Origin of the sequence: Xanthomonas sp. NCPPB 2922, assembly GCF_041520885.1 — a bacterium.
Lineage (GTDB): Bacteria > Pseudomonadota > Gammaproteobacteria > Xanthomonadales > Xanthomonadaceae > Xanthomonas > Xanthomonas campestris.
Genome location: NZ_JBGOFY010000002.1, coordinates 1 through 19,070 on the forward strand (window position 1 = coordinate 1; position 19,070 = coordinate 19,070).

Below are 19,070 nucleotides of genomic sequence, written 5' to 3' on the forward strand. Positions count from 1 at the left end.
TCAAAGACATATCCATCGGCGAGAAGATGGCCGTAGGTAAATACGCTCGGTCCTAGCGCTTTAATGCTGGCTGGGCTTAGATACGCTTGCTTTGGTGTTGGTGCGCAGCGTCCAGCGACAGAATGCATGTGGTGAGGCTGCGTGGATCGACCGTTTCTTAGTCCGCTTAGCTGATCAGCCTGACGTTATGTGTAGGCGCTATGCGTAAAGACCTTGGCCTCTTCGGCACGGGGTAATAGGCATTTACTGACGCTGCTGCACAGATGAGTGGTGCGCCTAGCAACTGCGATGTCTAAGTACATTTCTGCAAAAGAAAACCCCGCTTCTGCGGGGTTTTCTTGTTTCAAGCGCTCAATTCAACGAGCGTAAATCTGCAGTCGAACTTTCTGCGCTCTAGTGATGCGATAACAATTGGGGCTTTCCCAGTAGTTACGGATGTCATGGAACTCGTACTTCTTTACATCTAGGTTCCTGCAAGGATCGTTCGGGAGCGTTGCCTTGCCACGCCCACGGACTAATCGCAGAGCTAGCTACCAAGATGCGGCACTACCGGCCTCAGTCACCCAAGGTCAGCAGCGAAGCATTGCCGCCGGCTGCGGTGGTGTTCACGGTGACGACCTTTTCGGTGGCAAAGCGCAGCAGGTAGTGAGGACCGCCGGCCTTCGGGCCGGTGCCTGACAATCCCTGGCCACCGAACGGCTGCACGCCGACCACAGCGCCGATCTGGTTGCGATTGACGTAGACATTGCCTACGGCCACGCGCGAGGTGATGCGATCGATGGTCTCATCGATCCGCGAATGCACGCCCAGGGTGAGGCCATAGCCGGTAGCGTTGATCTGATCGATGACCGCATCCAGCTGGTCGGCTTTCCAGCGAATGATGTGCAGCACGGGGCCGAAAATCTCACGCTGCAGCTGCGCCAGGGACTTCAATTCGTAGGCACGTGGAGCAAAGAAGCTGCCGTGTGCCGTGGCGCTGTCCAGCGTGGTCGTGCCGATCAGGCGTGCTTCGCTGTCCATGCGGCTCGCGTGTTCTTCCAGGATCTTCAGGGCATCGGCGTCGATTACGGGGCCAACGTCGGTGGAGAGCAGGGCCGGGTCGCCGATTTTCAGTTCGGCCATCGCGCCAGCGAGCATGGTCATGACCTTGTCGGCGATGTCGTCCTGCACGAACAGCACGCGGGCGGCCGAGCAGCGCTGGCCAGCAGAGATGAAGGCGCTGGAGATGGCGTCCTTGACCACAGCTTCCGGGAGCGAGGACGAGTCAGCGATGAAGGCATTCTGGCCGCCGGTCTCGGCGATCAGTACGCCAATCGCGGCGTCACGCGCGGCGAGCGTGCGATTGATGATGCGGGCGGTGTCGGTGGAGCCGGTGAAGGCGACGCCGGCAACGCGGGGATCGTTGGTCAACGCGGCGCCGACCGTGGCGCCATCGCCGGGCAGGAACTGCACAGCGGCTTCCGGCACGCCGGCTTCATGCAACAGTTTGACCGCCGCAAAGCCCACCAGGTTGGTCTGCTCGGCCGGCTTGGCGATGGCGGTATTGCCTGCCGCCAGCGCCGCAGCCACTTGACCCAGGAAGATCGCCAGCGGGAAGTTCCAGGGGCTGATGCAGACGAACACGCCGCGGCCATGCAGTTGCAGCTCGTTGGATTCGCCGGTGGGGCCCGGCAGGCGCTCAGGCGCACCAAACTGCGCACGCGCCTGGGCAGCGTAATAGCGCAGGAAGTCCACGGCTTCGCGCACCTCGGCCACGGCGTCCGGCAGGGTCTTGCCTGCTTCCTTGACGCAGATCGCCATGAACTCCGGCATGCGGGCCTCGAGCAGGTCTGCGGCGTGTTCGAGGATGGTGGCGCGGCTGGCGGCGGGCGTGCGATTCCAGGCTGGCTGAGCGGCGGCGGCAGACGCCAATGCCTTCTGCACGGTGGCCGGGTCCGCGGGCTGCCAGTGACCGACTGTCTCGCGGCGGTCGGCCGGGTTGAACACGGCCTCGCTTGGCGTGGTGATCACGGCACCCGCCACCAGCGGCGCGGCCTTCCAAGGCTTGATTGCGGCGGTGAGTTGGTCGGCCAGCTGCCGCAGATCGTTATCGTTGGCGAGGTTGGCGCCCATGGAATTCTTCCTGTTCTGGTTCTGGCTGCGCAGCAGGTCGGCCGGCAGCGGGATCTTGGGGTGCGGGATGGACGCAAACGAGGACACCGCCTCGACCGGATCGCGGATCAGGTCTTCGATGGCGACGTCTTCGTCGGTGATGCGATTGACGAAGCTGGAGTTGGCGCCGTTTTCCAGTAAGCGACGGACCAGGTACGGCAACAGGTCTTCGTGCGAGCCGACCGGTGCATACACCCGGCACGGCAATCCCAGCCGATCGGCCGGAATCACCTCGGCATACAGGTCATCGCCCATGCCGTGCAGCTTCTGGTGTTCGTAGGTCTTTCCTGCCGAGATCGCGCGCACCGCAGCGATGGTCTGGGCGTTGTGGGTGGCGAACATCGGGTACAGCGCGTCGCTGTGCGCGAACATGCGGCGCGCGCAGGCCAGATAGGACACGTCGGTGTTCTGCTTGCGGGTGAACACCGGATACCCGGGGTGGCCGTCGATCTGCGCACGCTTGATCTCAGCGTCCCAATACGCGCCCTTGACCAGACGCACCGGAATGCGGCGGCCAACGCGACGCGCCAGATCGGCGAGGAAATCGATCGTGTAGGGCGTGCGCTTCTGATACGCCTGCACTGCGAGCCCGTAGCCCTCCCAACCATCCAGCGATGGATCGGAGAACGTGGCTTCGATGATGTCCAGCGACAGTTCCAGGCGGTCGGCCTCTTCGGCATCGACGGTGTAGCCGATGCCGTAGGACTTGGCCAGTTGCGCCAGCTCCAGCACGCCGGGAACCAGCTCGGCCATCACGCGTGCGCGCTTGGCGTGTTCGTAGCGCGGATACAGCGCGGACAACTTGATCGAAATGCTGGGCGCGGCGAACACGTCGGTGCCGACGAAGCTGCCACTGCGGCCAATCGCATGGATGGCATCGCGATACGCCTGCAGATAGCGCTGCGCATCCTTCATGGTGAGCGCGCCTTCGCCGAGCATGTCGAACGAATAGCGGTAATTGGCGTTGTCACCCTTGCGCGAACGCGCCAATGCCTCACCGATCGTGCGGCCCATGACGAACTGGTGGCCCATGATCTTCATCGCCTGGCGCACGGCCAAACGGATCACCGGCTCGCCGACGCGGCCGATCAGCCGCTTGAAGGCGCCCGGCACATCGGCGCGGGTAAGGTCGTTGAGCTGTACCAGCTTGCCGGTGAGCATCAGGCCCCAGGTGGAGGCGTTGACCAGCACCGAATCACTGCCACCCACGTGCTTTTTCCAGTCCGCCTCGCCCAGCTTGTCGCGGATCAGCTTGTCGGCGGTGTCCTGGTCGGGAATGCGCAGCAAGGCTTCGGCCACGCACATCAGCAGCACGCCTTCTTCGCTGCCCAGATCGTATTGGCGCATGAAGGCTTCGATCGCGCCCTGATCCTGGGCACGTGCGCGCACCCGGGTGACCAGGTCGGCGGCCAGCGCCTGCACCTTGGCCTGCTCTGCGGCCGGCAAGCGCGCCTGCTCCAGCAATTCACGGACGTGCTCGGTTTCGTCCTTGAGCCAGGCAGCGGTGATTGCGGCACGCAAGGCGCCGGGCGCGGCGGGCAGTTCGGGCGCCAACAGCGGGCGCGCAGCGTGGGAAGAGGCAAACGTATCTGGCTGGGCGTTCATGCGTAAGGTGCCTGGGAATCCGCGCTCATTCTAGAGAGCCCGCCCGGCTGTGCACTTGTGTGGAAGCGGCAGCTTTTCTGCCGTTTTGTGCATGCCGTCGCGCAACGCCGTGATGACCCACGCGCGCGCCGCGATAAAACCCCAGCCAGCGGGAAGTGATTGATTTTTCGCGCAGTTTTTAGCTGCAGTGCAGCATTGGTGATTCGCGCGAAACGCTTGCCGCATGCGTTCGCCCGGGACTACCATCGGGACATTCCCGCAGTCCGCTGCGTGTTGCCATGATCGAAGTACTGCCGTTGATGTCGGAAGGGGTTGGGACGCAGGTGCGGTTACGGCCTCCGCGGGCAATGAGTGCCAGGCAATTCGTGCAGTTGTTTGCGGTGTTGGCGGGAACGATGTGGTTGTTTGCAGGCCTGGGGTGGTGGACCGGCAATGCGTTCGCGCCGGTGTTCGCCCTGTTGCACAGTGGTGTGGTGGCGCTGGCGCTGCGGCAGTTGTGGCGAAGCGGCGAGCGTGTAGAAGCGATCCGGGTGGGGGAAACGGTAGTTGAAGTGTTTCCTTCCGGGCGTGCGCCACCAGCGTTTCAGGCACATCCGCACTGGGTGCGGTTGCGCACGGAACGCGACGACAGGGTGTTGCTGGTGAGCAGCGGCAGGCAGATCGAGATCGGGAGCTTTCTCGGGCCGGCCGAACGTGTGGAACTGGCAGATACGCTGAAACGCTTGCTCGCGGCCGCCAATGGCCGTCACCGATGACGTAAGGGTCTAGGCAATGACGCAACGCAGCAGCTGGAACGCGACGTATATGAAATGTGGCTCGGCTGTGTTGGCGCTTGCAGGTGCGCCGGCTGCCTGGGCGCAATCAGCCGATCCCAAGGAATGGCAGCTCAACATGGGCCGTGGGGTCACCCAGACCGCACGCATGGCCTATGAGGCCCACATGGTGGCGTTGTGGGTGTGCGTGGTCATCGGGGCGTTGGTGTTCGGCGCGATGGGCTATGCGATCTTCAAGTTCCGCAAATCCAAGGGCGCGGTGGCCGCGCAATTCAGTCACAACACCAAGGCCGAGGTGCTGTGGACGGTGATCCCGGTGCTGGTGCTGATCGCGATGGCATGGCCTGCGACCGCCAAACTGATCGCGATGTACGACACCCGCGAGTCGGAAATGACCGTCAAGGTCACCGGGTATCAGTGGATGTGGAAGTACGAATACCTGGGGCAGGGCGTCGAGTTCACCAGCCGTCTCGCGCGCGAATCCGACCGGATCCGCCAAAGTGGCGAGCGCCCTACCGCCGCGTCGCAGCCGCACTATCTGCTGGATGTAGACAACCGGCTGGTGTTGCCGGTCGATACCAAGATCCGCTTCGTGATCACTGCCGATGACGTGATCCACGCCTGGTGGGTGCCGGCGCTGGGCTGGAAGCAGGACGCCATTCCCGGCATCGTCAACGAGGCTTGGACCAATATCGAAAAGCCCGGCGTCTATCGCGGGCAATGCGCCGAGCTGTGCGGCAAGGACCATGGCTTCATGCCGATCGTGGTCGAAGCGCTGCCCAAGGCGGAATTCCAACGTTGGCTCGCATCGCGTCGTAGCGCGGCAGGCGCGCCGGCCGCAGCACCCGCTGCAACGCCTACAGCACCTGCAGCACCTGCAGCACCGGCGATGCCAGCGGACGCACCGGGGGCCGCCGCACCGTCAGCAGAGGCCACACCGGCGGCCGGCACAGCATCTGCCGCACCGTCCGCCGCTCTCTAATCGCTCGCAACCGCACCGCTTCGCAGAGGTCGTTCCGTCATGGCGCACACCGCAGTCGATCACCACGGACACCACCAGCCCGGTTTCGTCGAGCGCTGGTTCTTCTCGACCAATCACAAGGATATCGGCACGCTGTATCTGCTGTTTTCCTTCGTCATGTTCATCATCGGTGCGGCGATGAGCGTGGTGATTCGCGCTGAATTGATGCAGCCCGGGTTGCAGTTCGTCAAACCCGAATTTTTTAACCAGATGACCACCGTGCACGCGCTGGTGATGATCTTCGGCGGAGTGATGCCGGCGTTCGTCGGTCTGGCCAACTGGATGATTCCGCTGCAGATCGGCGCGCCGGACATGGCGCTGCCGCGCATGAATAACTGGTCGTTCTGGTTGCTGCCGGCGGCGTTCACCTTGCTGCTGCTGACGCTGTTCCTGCCCGGCGGCGCGCCGGCCGCTGGTTGGACGCTGTATCCGCCGCTTTCGCTGCAAGGTGGTTACAACGTGGCTTTCAGCGTGTTTGCGATCCACGTGGCCGGCGTCAGTTCGATCATGGGCGCAATCAACATCATCGCTACCGTGCTCAATATGCGCGCACCCGGCATTGATCTGCTGAAGATGCCGATCTTCTGCTGGGCCTGGCTGATCACCGCCTTCTTGCTGATCGCGGTGATGCCGGTATTGGCCGGTGCGGTGACCATGCTGCTCACCGACAAGTTTTTCGGCACCAGTTTCTTCAATGCGGCCGGCGGCGGCGACCCGGTGATGTACCAGCACATCTTCTGGTTCTTCGGGCATCCCGAGGTCTACATCATGATCCTGCCGGCGTTCGGCGTGGTCAGCGAGATCATTCCCACTTTCAGCCGCAAGCCGCTGTTCGGTTATCAGGCGATGGTCTATGCGATCGCGGCCATCGCGTTTTTGAGCTTCATCGTGTGGGCGCACCACATGTTCACCGTGGGCATGCCGCTCGGTGGCGAAATCTACTTCATGTTCGCCACGATGCTGATTTCCATCCCGACCGGGGTGAAGGTGTTCAATTGGGTCAGCACCATGTGGAAGGGGTCGCTGACATTCGAATCGCCGATGCTGTGGGCGGTGGCGTTCGTGATCCTCTTCAGCATCGGTGGTTTCTCGGGCCTGATGCTGGCGATCGTGCCGGCCGACTTCCAGTACCACGACACTTACTTTGTGGTGGCGCATTTCCATTACGTGCTGGTGACTGGCGCGGTGTTCGCACTGATTGCGGCGGTGTATTACTGGTGGCCCAAGTGGACCGGGCGCATGTACAACGAGGCCTGGGCCAAGTTCCATTTCTGGTGGACGATGATCTTCGTCAACCTGCTGTTCTTCCCGCAGCACTTCCTGGGCCTGGCCGGCATGCCGCGGCGTATTCCTGACTACAACGTGGTGTTTGCGGACTGGAATCTGATCAGTTCGATCGGCGCATTCGGCATGTTCGCCACCCCGTTCCTGATGGCCGGCATCTTGTTCGCCTCGTTGCGTAGTGGTGCCAAGGCTGACGCGCGTGCGTGGGAGGGGGCCAAGGGACTGGAGTGGACGGTCCCGTCGCCCGCTCCGGCGCATACCTTCACCGTGCCGCCTGTCATCAAGCCTGGAGATCTTGCGCATGAAGACATCGGTCACTGAGTCGACGCCGGCACCCGCGGTGGCACGCATGCTCTCCGCTGCCGAACGGCAAGCGCAACAGCGGCGCGCGGTGCGCCGTACCGCCATCACGGTGGGCATCGTTGCACTGCTGATCTATGCCGGCTTCATCGCCTCGGGAGTCATCGGCCGATGAGTACGCGTCTGCCCACGCACACGCCCACTGCCGGCTTGTTCAAGTTGCTTGGCGTGGTGCTGGGTGTGTTTGTGCTGACGTTCTCGCTGGTGCCGCTGTATCGCATCGCCTGCGAAAAAGTGTTCGGCATCCGCATGGAGCGTGCACCGGGCAGCGCCCGTGAAGGCGCGTCCAGCGCGGTGGCGGCCGGCAAGCGCACGGTGCGGGTGGAGTTCGATGCCGGCGTCAATTCGAAACTGCCGTGGACCTTCCATCCCGAGCAGATGACCATGGACGTGGTGCCCGGTGAACTCAACGAAGCGCAGTATTTCGCGCGCAATGACAGCGCACGGGCAGTAGTGGGCAGTGCGGTGCCTTCGGTGGCACCGTCGCGGGCGTCGGGCTACTTCAACAAGACCGAATGTTTTTGTTTTACCGCGCAGACGCTGCAGGCCGGCGAAACACGCGACATGCCGCTGCGCTTCATCGTAGACCCGGCGCTGCCGCCGGAAGTGACCACCATTACCTTGTCCTACACGTTCTATCGCAATGACACGCTGACCTCGGAACTGCAAGGCGGCGGCGCAGCCAGCGCCCCGCGTGCAGCGCCGTAATCGATCGCCCACTCATACCGACACGGAAGCAACGCCATGGCCGACCACAGTCCCAACGCCGACGCGTATTTCGTCCCGACCCAAAGCAAATGGCCGTTTGTCGGCTCCATTGCGATGTTCGTGATGATGATCGGCGTGGCCAGCTGGCTCAACGACGCCGGATGGGGGCGCTGGACGTTCTTCGCCGGCGTGGCCATGTTGCTGGCGACGTTGTTCATGTGGTTTGGCGACGTGATTCGCGAGTCGAACGCCGGCCACTACAACCGCCAGGTGGACGGCTCGTTCCGCATGGGCATGGTGTGGTTTATTTTTTCCGAGGTGATGTTCTTCGGCGCCTTCTTCGGTGCGCTGTTCTACACGCGCGTGCTGACACTGCCCTGGTTGGGCGGCGAGGGCGATGGCGTGATGACCAACGAACTGCTGTGGAATGGGTATTCCGCAGCCTGGCCGACCAATGGCCCGGGCACCATCGGCGGGCAGTTCCAGACCATTCCGGCCTGGGGCTTGCCGCTGATCAACACGCTGATCCTGCTCAGCTCCGGCGTGACCTTGACCATTGCCCATCACGCATTGAAAGGCGGCCGACGCCGCGCGCTGTTGCTGTGGTTGGGGCTGACCGTGCTGTTGGGCTGCGTGTTCCTGTTCCTGCAGGCGGAGGAATACATCCACGCCTACACAGAACTCAATCTCACATTGGGCTCGGGCATCTACGGCTCGACCTTCTTCATGCTCACCGGCTTCCACGGCATGCATGTGCTGCTGGGCACGATCATGCTGGCGGTGATGTGGCTGCGCGCGGCAAAGGGCCACTTCAGCCGCGACAATCATTTCGCCTTCGAAGCCGCCGCCTGGTACTGGCACTTCGTCGACGTGGTGTGGCTGGCGCTGTTCCTGTTTGTGTATGTGCTTTGAGGGCGGGGAATAGAGAGTGGGGAATGGGGAATCGCAAGAGCGGTCGCGCACTTGCTTTGCACGATTCCCAACTCCCGATTCTCGATTCCCGGCTCTTCAGCGCCCCACGCCATGCGGTTTGATCCAGCCGGTGTAGATGCCCAGGATCACCAGCGCGATCAATGCCACCGACAAGCCGATGCGCCAGGTCAATGCGTTGACCGTGCGCTTGGTCTGGCCGCGGTCGGTGAGCAGGTAGTAGAGCCCGGCGCCCAGGTTCCATAGGATGACGATCAGGAAGGCGACAATCAGCAGCGTCTTGAGCGAATCGTTCACAACAGCCCCGGTGGTCGTCGACGTGGTGCCGGCATTGCACGCCTTTTTGCGCCGATTGTCATGATGCGCAAGCACACGGGCGTGCTCGGCTGGTGTCTGGCATTGGCGGTGAGTGCCGGATTTGCCGCATTGGGGCAGTGGCAGCTGCAGCGCATGCATGCCAAGGAGCAGCTGCTGGAGCGTGCCGCCCATGTGCGCCAGACGCCAACAACCCTGGCACAGGCGCTGGCTGCGCCGCGGGAGCTGGCATGGGTCAGCGGGCGCGTGCGCTTTCTACCGCAGCAGGTGTTGTTGGACAACCAGTTGCAGGAAGGGCGCGCCGGTGTGCGCGTCTATCAGCTGGCCGCGCCGGAAGGCAGCCCTGCAACGGTGCTGGTGGATCTGGGCTGGTTACCCGTGCCTGCCACGCGGCAATTGCCGACCGTGACCGCGTTGCACGGCAGCCAAGCAGTGCAGGGGTTATTGACTGCGCCGCCGTCGGCCGGGCTTGCGGTTGGCGCGGCACTGGCCAGCACTGCCCAGCCACAGACCTGGCTGGCGGTTCGCCTGGAGCCGCAGGCGTTGCAGCAGGCCTTGCACAGGCGCGACATTTCGTCGCAGGTATTGCGCCTGGATCCTGCCGTTCCGGTTGGTTATGCGCGCGATCTGCAGTTACTGGTCAACACGCTTCCACCCGCGCGGCACTTGGGTTACGCGGTGCAATGGTTCGGCCTGGCGCTGGCCGTGCTGATCACTGCGGCGCTGTTGTCGTGGCGTGCGCGTCGCCGTCATCGACGCGGGCACTGACGCCCCCGGCATGAGAAAATCGCGGGCATGACCCCATCCACATCGGCCACGCCGCAGTCGGTCAATCGCGGCCGCAGGATGCTGATCGCCCTGGCGGTGCTGTTCTTCGGCTCGATGTTGCTGGCCGGCGTGCTGCGCTTCTCTGGCTGGCAACCGGCGGCGATGCGTAACCATGGCGAACTGCTTGCTCCGCCCGCGGACCTGCGCGCGTTGACGCCGCTGCGCGCGGACGGCAGCGCGTACGCATGGGCACCGGGCGAGCGCATGTGGCGGATCGCCCTGGCGCCGCCTGCCGGCTGCACGCAGCCGTGCGTGGCGCTGGCGGCCGAACTGGACAAGGTGTGGCAATTGCTCGGGCACCGCGCGGACAAGGTGGAAGTGCTGTGGATCGGCACGCCACCGGCCGGGCTACCGGCGATGCCGGCGTTACGCGTGCTGCGCGACGATGCGCGCCTGCGCCAGGCGTTGCCCCGTGCCAACGATGCCGCCGGCGTGCCGGTGTATGTGATCGACCCCAACGGCTTCGTGATCCTGCGCTACGCCCCGGGTTTCGACCCGGCCGGTCTGCGTGCGGATCTGGTCAAGCTGCTGAAACTGATGTGAGCCCGTTTCGATGAATCTGTTTGCGCCACCGGCGTTGTTTCGGCACTTCCACCGCATGGCCTGGCTGGCTGCCCTGTTCACGGCCAGCACGATCCTGTTCGGGTCGTTCGTGCGGCTGTCCGATGCCGGCATGAGCTGCCCGGACTGGCCCACCTGTTATGGCCGCGTCACCTGGCCGCAGACCAGCGACGAAGCCAATACGCACGTAGCCAGCAAGATCCGCCCGCTCGAGTCGAACAAGGCCTGGCGTGAGCAGGTGCACCGCTTCCTGGCTGGCGCGCTGGGCGTTGAAGTGCTGGTGCTGACGCTGCTGGCGGCGCGTCGCCGGCGTGCCAGCATTGCGCAGGTGGTGTCCGCCGCGGCGCTGGTCGCGCTGTCGATCCCGCTGTACATGTCCGGCTGGCACGGGCTGGCGATGGGCGTGGCGGCCGCTGGCGAAGCCATCCTGCTGCTGGCGGCGCTGCGCTGGAGCAATATCGATCTGGCCCGCGCTGCCGTCCTGACGCTGGCGGTGGTGATCTTCCAGGCCCTGCTGGGCATGTGGACGGTCACGCTGCTGCTCAAGCCCATCGTGGTGATGGGGCATCTGCTCGGCGGCATGCTGATGTTCTCGCTGCTGGTGTGGATGGCCTGGCGCGCGACTCACCTGCCGATCACGCTGGCCGATGCCGCGCGCCTGAAATGGCTGCTGCGTCTGGGCGTGGCGGTGCTGGGCCTGCAGATCGCGCTAGGTGGCTGGGTCAGCGCCAACTACGCGGCGCTGGCGTGTGGCGGTGGCAGTTGGTCTGCCGACAATTTTCCCAAGTGCGTGAGCCAGTGGTGGCCACCGCATGACTTCCGCGCAGGCTTCACGCTCTGGCGCGGGATCGGCGTGGACTACGAAGGCGGCGTGCTGGACGGCGCGGCGCGCATCGCCATCCAGATGGCACACCGCTTGTGGGCGATCGCCACCGCGCTGTATCTGTGGTGGCTGGCATGGCGTCTGTCGCGTTCGCCCGGCATGCGTGTGTGGGCCGGCGCGCTGGCGTTGCTGGTGGTGGTGCAGGTGACCTTGGGCATGCTCAACGTGAAGCTGGCGCTGCCGCTGGAAGTGTCGGTGCTGCACAACGGTGGCGCGGTCGCGTTGCTGTTCGTGCTGGTCTCGCTGTTGGCGCGGCTGCGCGCGCCGGAGTGATGATGGCTGTCAGCGCACGCGACTATTGGGACCTGACCAAGCCGAAGGTGGTGGCACTGATCGTGTTCACCGCGCTGGTCGGCATGTTCCTGGCCATTCCCGGCATGCCGACCTGGCTACAGGTACGCACCGGCGCGCTCGGCTTTTTGGGTATCTGGCTGGCGGCATCGGCGGCGGCGGCCATCAACCAGCTGCTCGACGCCAAGATCGACGCACAGATGGCGCGCACCTCCTGGCGCCCGTTGGTGGTGGGCAAGGTACGGCCCGCGCAGGTGCTGGCCTTCGCCAGCGTGTTGATCGTGATCTCGATGACCATCCTGGTGGTCTGGGTGAACGTCATCACCGCCGTGCTCACCTTTGCCTCGCTGATCGGCTATGCGGTGATCTACACCGTGTATCTCAAGCGCGCGACCTCGCAGAACATCGTGATCGGCGGGCTGGCCGGTGCCACGCCGCCGATGCTGGGCTGGGCGGCAGTGACCGGTTTGCCCACCAGCGCCGACTGGATCAATGCCTCGCTGCTGGTGTTGATCATCTTCATCTGGACCCCGCCGCATTTCTGGGCCCTGGCCATCTTTCGGCGTGCCGATTACGCCAAGGCGGCGATCCCGATGTTGCCGGTGACCCATGGCGTGCCGCATACGCGCAAGCAGATCCTGGTGTACACCGTGCTGCTGGCCATCGTGACGCTGCTGCCGGTGGCCGTGGGCATGAGCGGGGTGTTCTACCTCGGCGGTGCGGTGGTGCTCAACGCGGTGTTTCTCTGGTACGCGTGGCGCATGCTCGACCCGCCGGACGAACTGTTTTCGATGAAGATGTTCGGCTACTCCGTGGTCTATCTGATGGCGTTGTTCGCGTTCTTGATGGTGGATCATCTGCTGCTGCCGTGGGTGCGCTAGCCGCGACCGTTGCGACGGCTCAACTCAGCCAGCTGGTGCACTCGCTGGTGTTCTTGCCGCCGCAGCTGGCCTGCATTTTCTGCCGCAATCGCGCCAGCACTGCAGTGCCTTCCTGCTGATGCTGCTTGCTCCAGGTCTTCAGCGCGCTCCCAAGCCGGGCAAAGCGCTTACGGCTGCGCTGGCGGTCGGCATCCGATTGTGCTGCCAGCGCGTCGATCGCCTGGGTGACTACCGCTTCGATGGCGGCACTGTCCTCGGGGCTGAGCCGGATCAGCCCATCTGCATACCGCGCGCCCGACTGCGCGCGCGCGACGGGGCTGCTGGCAGTGGCGTAGTTCTCCTTGAGCCAGGACAACGCGGTCTTGCGATCGCCGCGTTCTTCGGCGAGCTGGGAGAGGCGTGGCATGTAGTAATACGGGGTCTTGCTGCGTCCGACTTCGGCCAGCAGCAATTGCTCGGCGCCGCTGCTGTCGCCCACCTCGCTCAGCAACGCGGCTGCGCTGTCGGTGATGGATTGATGCTCCTCGGCGGTCCTGGCTGCAGCCACTATCGTCTGCACACGCTGATGCACCGTCTCCACGACCGCCGCCGGTAGCGGTGGTTGCGGTTCCTTCGGCGCGGTCTCGGTCGGCTGTCCCTGGGCGAGGCGCGCGAGCTCGATTTTCGCAAAGGCGGTTTCCAGCCGGTCGTTGATCGGCACGCCGGGATCTGCATAGACCGCGTCCAATGCTTGATCCAGCTTGGCCGACAAGCGGGCACGTTGGCCGGCATCGGTGCTGCCCGCCTTGACCAGCCATGCGGGCACGTAATTCAGCGTGCTCAGATTGGCTCGCACTTCGGCCGGATCGGCCAGAATCGCTTCCAGCACGGCGCGATTGGCAGGACTGGGAGTGGGCGGGTCCTCCGGTGCGACGATCGCCGCCAGCGCAAAACGGCGCCGCAAGCTCGGTTGCGGCGCTCTTTCGGACAAGCGTGCCAACAGGGCAGGCAGCTCGCCGGACTTGACCAGACTGTCGTCCATGCCCCAGCCATAGTTGCCGAGGACGGCCCAGTCGTCCGCACTCAGTTCCTGCGGGGCATGCTGCGCCTTGTCCAGCAGTTGTTTGACGGTGGTGGTACTGGTGGCGACCACCCGCAGGACATCGGCCAGGCGCGCGGTGTCGCTGTTGCCAGCCAGGCGGGTGACTTCGCTGCGGTCCGAACGCAGCACGATGATGGTCGGGTAGCCCTTGATGCCGAAGCGTTCACCCCAGTCCAGCGTGCCTTCCGCATCGCCATCCAGATGCACTGCCACGAAGTGCCGCGTCTGCGCGATGAACGCCGGATCCTGGAACAAGGTGGCCTTCAGGCGGTTGCACGGCGCGCACCATGCCGCGCCCCAGTACAGCAGGATCGGCTTGCCGCTGTCCCTGGCTTCGGCAAACGCCGCTTCGAGCCCGCCTTCGCGCCAGGCAATGCCGGCGTGCGCTGCGGGCGCGGCGGTGGGACTGGCCTGCGCGTGCGCCGACGGCGTGGGCTTGTCGCAGGCGGTCAGGGTTGCCAGTACCGCCAGCAGTGCGATCGACAGCGGGCGCGGGCGTCGGCAGGACAGTTTCATGGGAACTCACCAGTGGGCAAAAGGATCGACCACTCCGGCGAACGGCCAGGCGTCCGCGCCGAGAGGCGTCCTGAGCGTTGTAGCGCTGCCGAGGACACGGCAAGGGTGCCCATGCGAACTTGTGTTACCCGCAGCGCAGTGGCCCGGATGGGTCGGACTGACGGCGCACGGCCAAACATGCGTGCGCACGCGATCGGTCAGTGCCGCCTCGTCGCCATGGGAGACGGGCTCAGTGGTGGCCGGCATCCTGTTGTTGGTCGCGCACCGCATAACGCGCAGCCACGAACGCGCAGACGATCAGCTGCAGCTGGTGATACAGCATGATCGGCAACACGATCGCGCCCAGGCCGCCGCCGGCGAACATGACCTTGGCCATCGGTACGCCGGTGGCCAGGCTTTTCTTGGAGCCGCAAAAGACGATGGCGATCTCGTCGGCGCGGCTGAAACGCAGGCGCCGCGCGATGAAGGTGATCGAGAGCATCGCAACGGTCAGCAGCAATGCGGCCGCACCGAGTACGGCGAGCAGTGCGGGCAGCGGCGTCTTCTGCCAAAGCCCTTCGTTCACCGATGCGCTGAAGGCGGTGTAGACCACCAACAGGATGGTGCCCTGGTCGGTGTAGCGCAGCACCGCGCGATGGCGTTCGACCCAGCCGCCGATCCACGGACGCAGGAAATGCCCGGCCAGAAACGGCACCAGCAACTGCAGCATGATCTTGCCGATCGCCTCGGCCGGGTGCGCCATCGCGCCCTGGCTACCGACCAACAGGCCCATCAGCAATGGCGTGAGGAACACGCCCAACAGGCTGGAAAGCGAGGCTGCGCATACTGCAGCCGGCACGTTGCCGCGCGCCATCGAGGTGAACGCGATCGACGATTGCACCGTGGACGGCAGTGCGCACAGAAACAACACACCGACGTACAACTCCGGCGTCAGCGCGAGATGCGCGAGCGGTTTGGACAACAATCCGAACAGTGGGAACAGCACGAAGGTGCAGGCCAGAATCACCAAGTGCAGCCGCCAATGCAGCGCGCCGGCCTTGACCGCTTCGCGCGAGAGCCGCGCGCCGTGCAGGAAGAACAGCGCGGCGATTGCCACGTCGGTGACGTCGTCCATGATCGCGGCCGCGGTGCCGGTGACCGGCAGCAGCGAGGCCAGCGTGACCGTGCACAGCAGCGCCAGGGTGAATGGATCAACGCGCAACCGCGCCAGCAGCTTTTTCATCGAGGTCCCAGGGGCGGCGCGCAGGCGCCTGTCGCGGACCATTCTACGATGCGCTGCTGCACCGGCCGATGCCGGCGCGACAGATGCGTCACTGCGGCGGCGGTGGCTGCAGGCGTTCGCGCACCGCCGGTTCCAGTGACGGTTGCAGGCCGGCATCACGCCCGATCTGCAGGGCCTGTTCGGCATTGGCGCCCTCGCGTGCGGCGAGCAGCGCCACCAACGCGCCGGCGCGATTGCCGCTTGCACAATGCAGCAACACCTTGCCCTGGGTTTGTTGGTCGAGCACGCGCTGCAATGCGCGCACGTTGTCGGGCGTGAGGCCTGCTGCAGTGCGGATCGGTAGGCGCACATAGCGCAGGCCCAGGGCGTGCGCGCTTGCGGTTTCGTCGTAGCCGCGCGCTTCGTCCGGGCCACGCAGGTCGATCACGGTCGTGACGCCGTTGGCGGCTGCCTCGCGCAATTGCGCCTGCGATGGCTGGCCGGCGCTCAGCACCGCGCGCTGGCGGTAGGGCGGTGCTGATTGCGCCAGCGCGCCGCCGGTGAGCAGCAGGAGCATCCAGACCGCGTGGCGCAGGCGCAACGGCGTCACAACGCTGCGAGCGCCTTGAGCAACTCGCGCATTTCGTACTTGTCGGTGTTGTCCAGGCCCTGCGCGCGCTGTTTGGCCTGCAGTTCTTCCACGCGCTGACGCAGCAATTGCTTGTCGAGCTGGGCGACGACGTCGTGCAACTCGATCGCCCAGCTGTGCTCGTCGCCGGGAAGCTCCTGCGCGGCCAGCTTCTGCAGCGCGACCAGTTCCTCGCGCTCGGCGAAGTGTTCCAGCAGCGCGCCGGTGCTGATTTCCGGCCGTTGCCGTACCAGCGCCAGCAGCTCCATCAACAACTCGATGCCGGGCAGGCGCAGGCCGGAAAAATCGTGGTCGCCTTCCAGGCTCATCGCCAATGACGGCTGTTGCAGCAGGATGGCGATCGACGCACGCACCAGGCTGCGTTTCTGCGTGGGCGCACCCATGCGCGCGGGCGGCCGCGCTTTTGGCGGGGACTGTTGTGCGGACATGCTCGCGCCGACGCCGGTCATGCGCGCCAGTTCCTGCTTCATCAGGTCGCCGAACGCGCCTTCGGGAATCTGCGCCAGCATCGGCTTGGCACGCTCGGCCAGGCGTGCCTTGCCATCCAGCGTGTGCAGGTTGATGTCGCGCGCCATTTCGTCGAAAAAGAACTGCGATAGCGGCGTGGCCTGTTTCAGGCGCTGATCGAAGGCCTGCGCGCCTTCCTTGCGCACGATGGTGTCCGGGTCCTCGCCGTCGGGCAGGAACAGGAAGAACGCCTGCCGGCCGTCCTTCATCCGCGGCAGCACCGACTCGAGCGCGCGCCAGCCGGCCTTGCGCCCGGCGTTGTCGCCATCGAAGCAGAAGTACACGTCCGGCGCATTGCGGAACAACAGCTCGGCGTGTTCCGGCGTGGTCGCCGTGCCCAGCGTGGCCACCGCCTGGGTCACGCCGAACTGGAACAGCGAGACCACGTCCATGTAGCCCTCCACCACGATCAGCCGTTCGATCTTCTGGTTGGCCTGGCGCACCTGCCACAGGCCGTACAACTCGCGGCCCTTGTGGAACAGCGCGGTTTCCGGCGAATTGAGGTATTTAGGCCCCGGGTCGCGGCCATCGGCCGGCGCGCCCATGATGCGTCCGCCGAAGGCGATCACACGGCCGCGGCGGTCGAAGATGGGAAACATCACCCGGTCGCGGAACTTGTCGTAGACATGCCCGCGGTCGTTCTTGGAAAACAGCCCGGCGCGTTCGAGCACGCTCATGCGGCGCGCATCGGTGCCCAGCGTGTCCTTCAGGGCGCTGTAGCCATCCGGTGCATAGCCGATCTGGAAACGCGCGCGGTTTTCCGCATCCACGCCGCGCCCATCCAGATAGTCGCGGGCACGGTCGCTGCCTTCGAGCTGACGCTGGAAGAACTTGGTCGCCGCCTCCAGTGCCGAGTACAACTCGCGGCTGTCATCCTGCTGTTGCGGGGTGCGCTGCTGGGTCTCGCGCGGAATCTCCATGCCCGCGCGCTTGGCCAGCTCATCCACCGCGTCGAGAAATTCAAGGCGGTCGTAATTCATCAGGAAGCTGATCGCGGTGCCGTGCGCGCCGCAGCCGAAGCAGTGATAGAACTGCTTGGTCGGCGACACGGTGAACGAGGCCGAGCGCTCGTCATGGAACGGGCAACGCGCCGAATACTCCTTGCCCTGGCGCTTGAGCGGCACGCGACCGCCCACCACCTCGACGATGTCGGTGCGTGCGAGCAGTTCGTCGATGAACGCGTCTGGGATGCGGGCCATCCCGCTAGGATAATCCCTCGCGCCCGGCTCGGGCCTGTCTCAGTGCGTCTTCATCCGCAGCCGAGCGCCCACGGTTGGGCTCAGCTGCGCAACGGCGTCTCGCTGGAAGCCGGTGTTGCCGGCACAGCAACGATCTCGGGCGGATGCTCCGGGTCCACGCCGGCATCGCGCAGTTTGCGGTGCGAGCGTACGCGCTCATCGATCACTGCGGTGAGCAGCGCGCCGATGAAGAACACCACCGAGGCGTAGTACATCCACACCAGCAGGATCACCAGCGTGCCCATCGAGCCGTACGCACTGCCGGGCGCAGCCTTGGCGATGTACACGCCGATCGCGTAGCGGCCAAGGGCAAACAACAGCGAAGTGATCACGCCGCCCACGAAGGCCTGGCGCCAATTGACGGTGCGATCGGGCAGGTAGCGATACAGGAACGCAAACGCCAGCGAATACAACGCCAGCGTGGTCACATAGCCCACAGCAGGTAGTACAGAGGGCAGCCTGGCAAAGACCACCTGCAAGGCGGTGGTGGCGATCATCGAGACGATCAGCAGGAAGCCCAGCGCCAGGATCACGCCGAAGGAAAACACCCGCTTCTTCAGCCACGCCATGATGCCGTCCAGGCGCTGCTTGTCGGTACGGAAGATCAGGTTGAGTGCGTTCTGCAGCTGCGCAAAGACCGCAGTGGCACCGATGAACAGCAGCAGCGTGCTCCACAGCCCGGCCAGCGAGCCCACACCGGGCTGGTCGGTGGCATTGCGGATCACCGTATCGGCCACCTCCGCCGCGCTGCCACCGGCCAGTTGCGCGATCTGCTGCACCAGCGCTTCCTGCGCGGGTGGATACAGCGAGGCCGTCAGCCACAGCAGCAAGACCAGCAAGGGCGCCAGCGACAGCAGCGCATAGAACGACAACGACGCGGCCTGGGTCATCACGTCGATTTCGAGAAAGCGGTTGAACAGCGCCATGGGCAGGCTGCGCTGCACGCGGGTCAGGTGCTTTTGCAGGTGTTCGGTGGAGAATGTCGTCACCGGCGGAGAATCCTTGGCGCATACCGTGGCGTGTGCAGGATCCAAGGGCCAGGCCGGTATGCGGAGTGCCTGGCCTGCGCCTGCGCTGGCATTACCGTTCTAGCAGGGCGGGATCGAAGGCATGGTGAAAAAATCGATGCTGGAGGATGTCGTGCAGCGATGGCTGCGAGATCAGGTTAGGGCATGTGCCGGTGGCACGCTGCCGGCTGGGCCAATATCAGCGCATCGTTGAGTGCTGCACATCACTTGCGGCGCCTGCCGCGCGATGCGTGGTTGACTTCAGCGCGCAGCGTTGATT

General features: G+C 64.8%; 17 protein-coding genes. 10 read left to right on the forward strand and 7 right to left on the reverse strand.

Annotation, left to right across the window (positions count from 1 at the left end; all coding sequences use genetic code 11):
* Positions 1-555 precede the first annotated feature (555 nt).
* Positions 556-3,756 (reverse strand): bifunctional proline dehydrogenase/L-glutamate gamma-semialdehyde dehydrogenase PutA, encoded by a 3,201-nt coding sequence (gene putA, locus ACD584_RS02490; RefSeq protein WP_076036587.1) that lies wholly within the window; start codon positions 3,754-3,756, stop codon positions 556-558.
* Positions 3,757-4,034: 278 nt separating this feature from the next.
* Between putA and ACD584_RS02495 the strand changes: the two genes are divergently transcribed.
* The 6 genes from ACD584_RS02495 to ACD584_RS02520 are packed head-to-tail and all read left to right on the forward strand — an operon-like array spanning position 4,035 to position 8,814.
* Positions 4,035-4,511 (forward strand): DUF2244 domain-containing protein, encoded by a 477-nt coding sequence (locus ACD584_RS02495; protein WP_014506314.1) that lies wholly within the window; start codon positions 4,035-4,037, stop codon positions 4,509-4,511.
* A gap of 16 nt (positions 4,512-4,527) precedes the next feature.
* The gene (gene coxB, locus ACD584_RS02500; RefSeq protein ID WP_076036586.1) at positions 4,528-5,511 is read left to right on the forward strand and encodes a cytochrome c oxidase subunit II; all 984 of its coding nucleotides are present in this window, start codon (positions 4,528-4,530) and stop codon (positions 5,509-5,511) included.
* 39 nt (positions 5,512-5,550) lie between these two features.
* Positions 5,551-7,155 carry a cytochrome c oxidase subunit I gene (ctaD, locus tag ACD584_RS02505; protein ID WP_011038912.1) on the forward strand — a complete coding sequence of 535 codons (1,605 nt, stop codon included), beginning with the start codon at positions 5,551-5,553 and terminating at the stop codon, positions 7,153-7,155.
* The gene (locus tag ACD584_RS02510) at positions 7,136-7,309 is read left to right on the forward strand and encodes a hypothetical protein (RefSeq protein WP_040941962.1); all 174 of its coding nucleotides are present in this window, start codon (positions 7,136-7,138) and stop codon (positions 7,307-7,309) included. The genes ctaD and ACD584_RS02510 overlap by 20 nt, the downstream gene beginning before the upstream one ends.
* Positions 7,306-7,902, forward strand: coding sequence for a cytochrome c oxidase assembly protein (locus tag ACD584_RS02515; protein ID WP_014506318.1), 597 nt, complete (start codon positions 7,306-7,308; stop codon positions 7,900-7,902). Before ACD584_RS02510 ends, ACD584_RS02515 begins: the two co-directional genes overlap by 4 nt.
* Before the next feature lie 36 nt (positions 7,903-7,938).
* Entirely contained in the window at positions 7,939-8,814 is an 876-nt protein-coding gene (locus tag ACD584_RS02520) for a cytochrome c oxidase subunit 3 (protein ID WP_011038909.1), read from the forward strand.
* A gap of 96 nt (positions 8,815-8,910) precedes the next feature.
* On the opposite strand, the gene ACD584_RS02525 is transcribed toward ACD584_RS02520, so the two are convergent.
* The gene (locus ACD584_RS02525) at positions 8,911-9,129 is read right to left on the reverse strand and encodes a twin transmembrane helix small protein (protein WP_011038908.1); all 219 of its coding nucleotides are present in this window, start codon (positions 9,127-9,129) and stop codon (positions 8,911-8,913) included.
* 60 nt (positions 9,130-9,189) lie between these two features.
* Between ACD584_RS02525 and ACD584_RS02530 the strand changes: the two genes are divergently transcribed.
* Genes ACD584_RS02530 through cyoE form a run of 4 tightly spaced genes read left to right on the forward strand, consistent with a single transcriptional unit; the run spans position 9,190 to position 12,591 of the window.
* Positions 9,190-9,915, forward strand: a complete 726-nt coding sequence (locus tag ACD584_RS02530) for an SURF1 family protein (RefSeq protein WP_076036585.1) — start codon at positions 9,190-9,192, stop codon at positions 9,913-9,915.
* Between the two features lie 27 nt (positions 9,916-9,942).
* On the forward strand, positions 9,943-10,518 hold the full coding sequence (locus ACD584_RS02535) for a hypothetical protein (RefSeq protein WP_014506320.1): 576 nt from the start codon (positions 9,943-9,945) through the stop codon (positions 10,516-10,518).
* Positions 10,519-10,528: 10 nt separating this feature from the next.
* Positions 10,529-11,692, forward strand: coding sequence for a heme A synthase (locus ACD584_RS02540; RefSeq protein WP_076036584.1), 1,164 nt, complete (start codon positions 10,529-10,531; stop codon positions 11,690-11,692).
* 2 nt (positions 11,693-11,694) lie between these two features.
* Positions 11,695-12,591: a heme o synthase gene (gene cyoE / locus ACD584_RS02545; protein WP_014506322.1), complete on the forward strand. Its 897-nt coding sequence runs from the start codon at positions 11,695-11,697 to the stop codon at positions 12,589-12,591.
* 19 nt (positions 12,592-12,610) lie between these two features.
* On the opposite strand, the gene ACD584_RS02550 is transcribed toward cyoE, so the two are convergent.
* The 5 genes from ACD584_RS02550 to ACD584_RS02570 all read right to left on the reverse strand — a co-directional run bounded on the left by ACD584_RS02550 (position 12,611) and on the right by ACD584_RS02570 (position 18,709).
* Complete coding sequence (locus tag ACD584_RS02550) at positions 12,611-14,188, reverse strand: thioredoxin family protein (protein WP_076036583.1); 1,578 nt, start codon at positions 14,186-14,188, stop codon at positions 12,611-12,613.
* A gap of 229 nt (positions 14,189-14,417) precedes the next feature.
* The gene (locus ACD584_RS02555) at positions 14,418-15,452 is read right to left on the reverse strand and encodes a bile acid:sodium symporter family protein (protein ID WP_175611595.1); all 1,035 of its coding nucleotides are present in this window, start codon (positions 15,450-15,452) and stop codon (positions 14,418-14,420) included.
* A gap of 46 nt (positions 15,453-15,498) precedes the next feature.
* Entirely contained in the window at positions 15,499-15,999 is a 501-nt protein-coding gene (locus ACD584_RS02560) for a beta-lactamase hydrolase domain-containing protein (protein WP_076036581.1), read from the reverse strand.
* Positions 15,996-17,744, reverse strand: a complete 1,749-nt coding sequence (dnaG, locus tag ACD584_RS02565; protein WP_076036580.1) for a DNA primase — start codon at positions 17,742-17,744, stop codon at positions 15,996-15,998. Before dnaG ends, ACD584_RS02560 begins: the two co-directional genes overlap by 4 nt.
* An 80-nt stretch (positions 17,745-17,824) precedes the next feature.
* Positions 17,825-18,709 (reverse strand): YihY/virulence factor BrkB family protein, encoded by an 885-nt coding sequence (locus ACD584_RS02570; RefSeq protein WP_267129404.1) that lies wholly within the window; start codon positions 18,707-18,709, stop codon positions 17,825-17,827.
* Positions 18,710-19,070 lie beyond the last annotated feature (361 nt).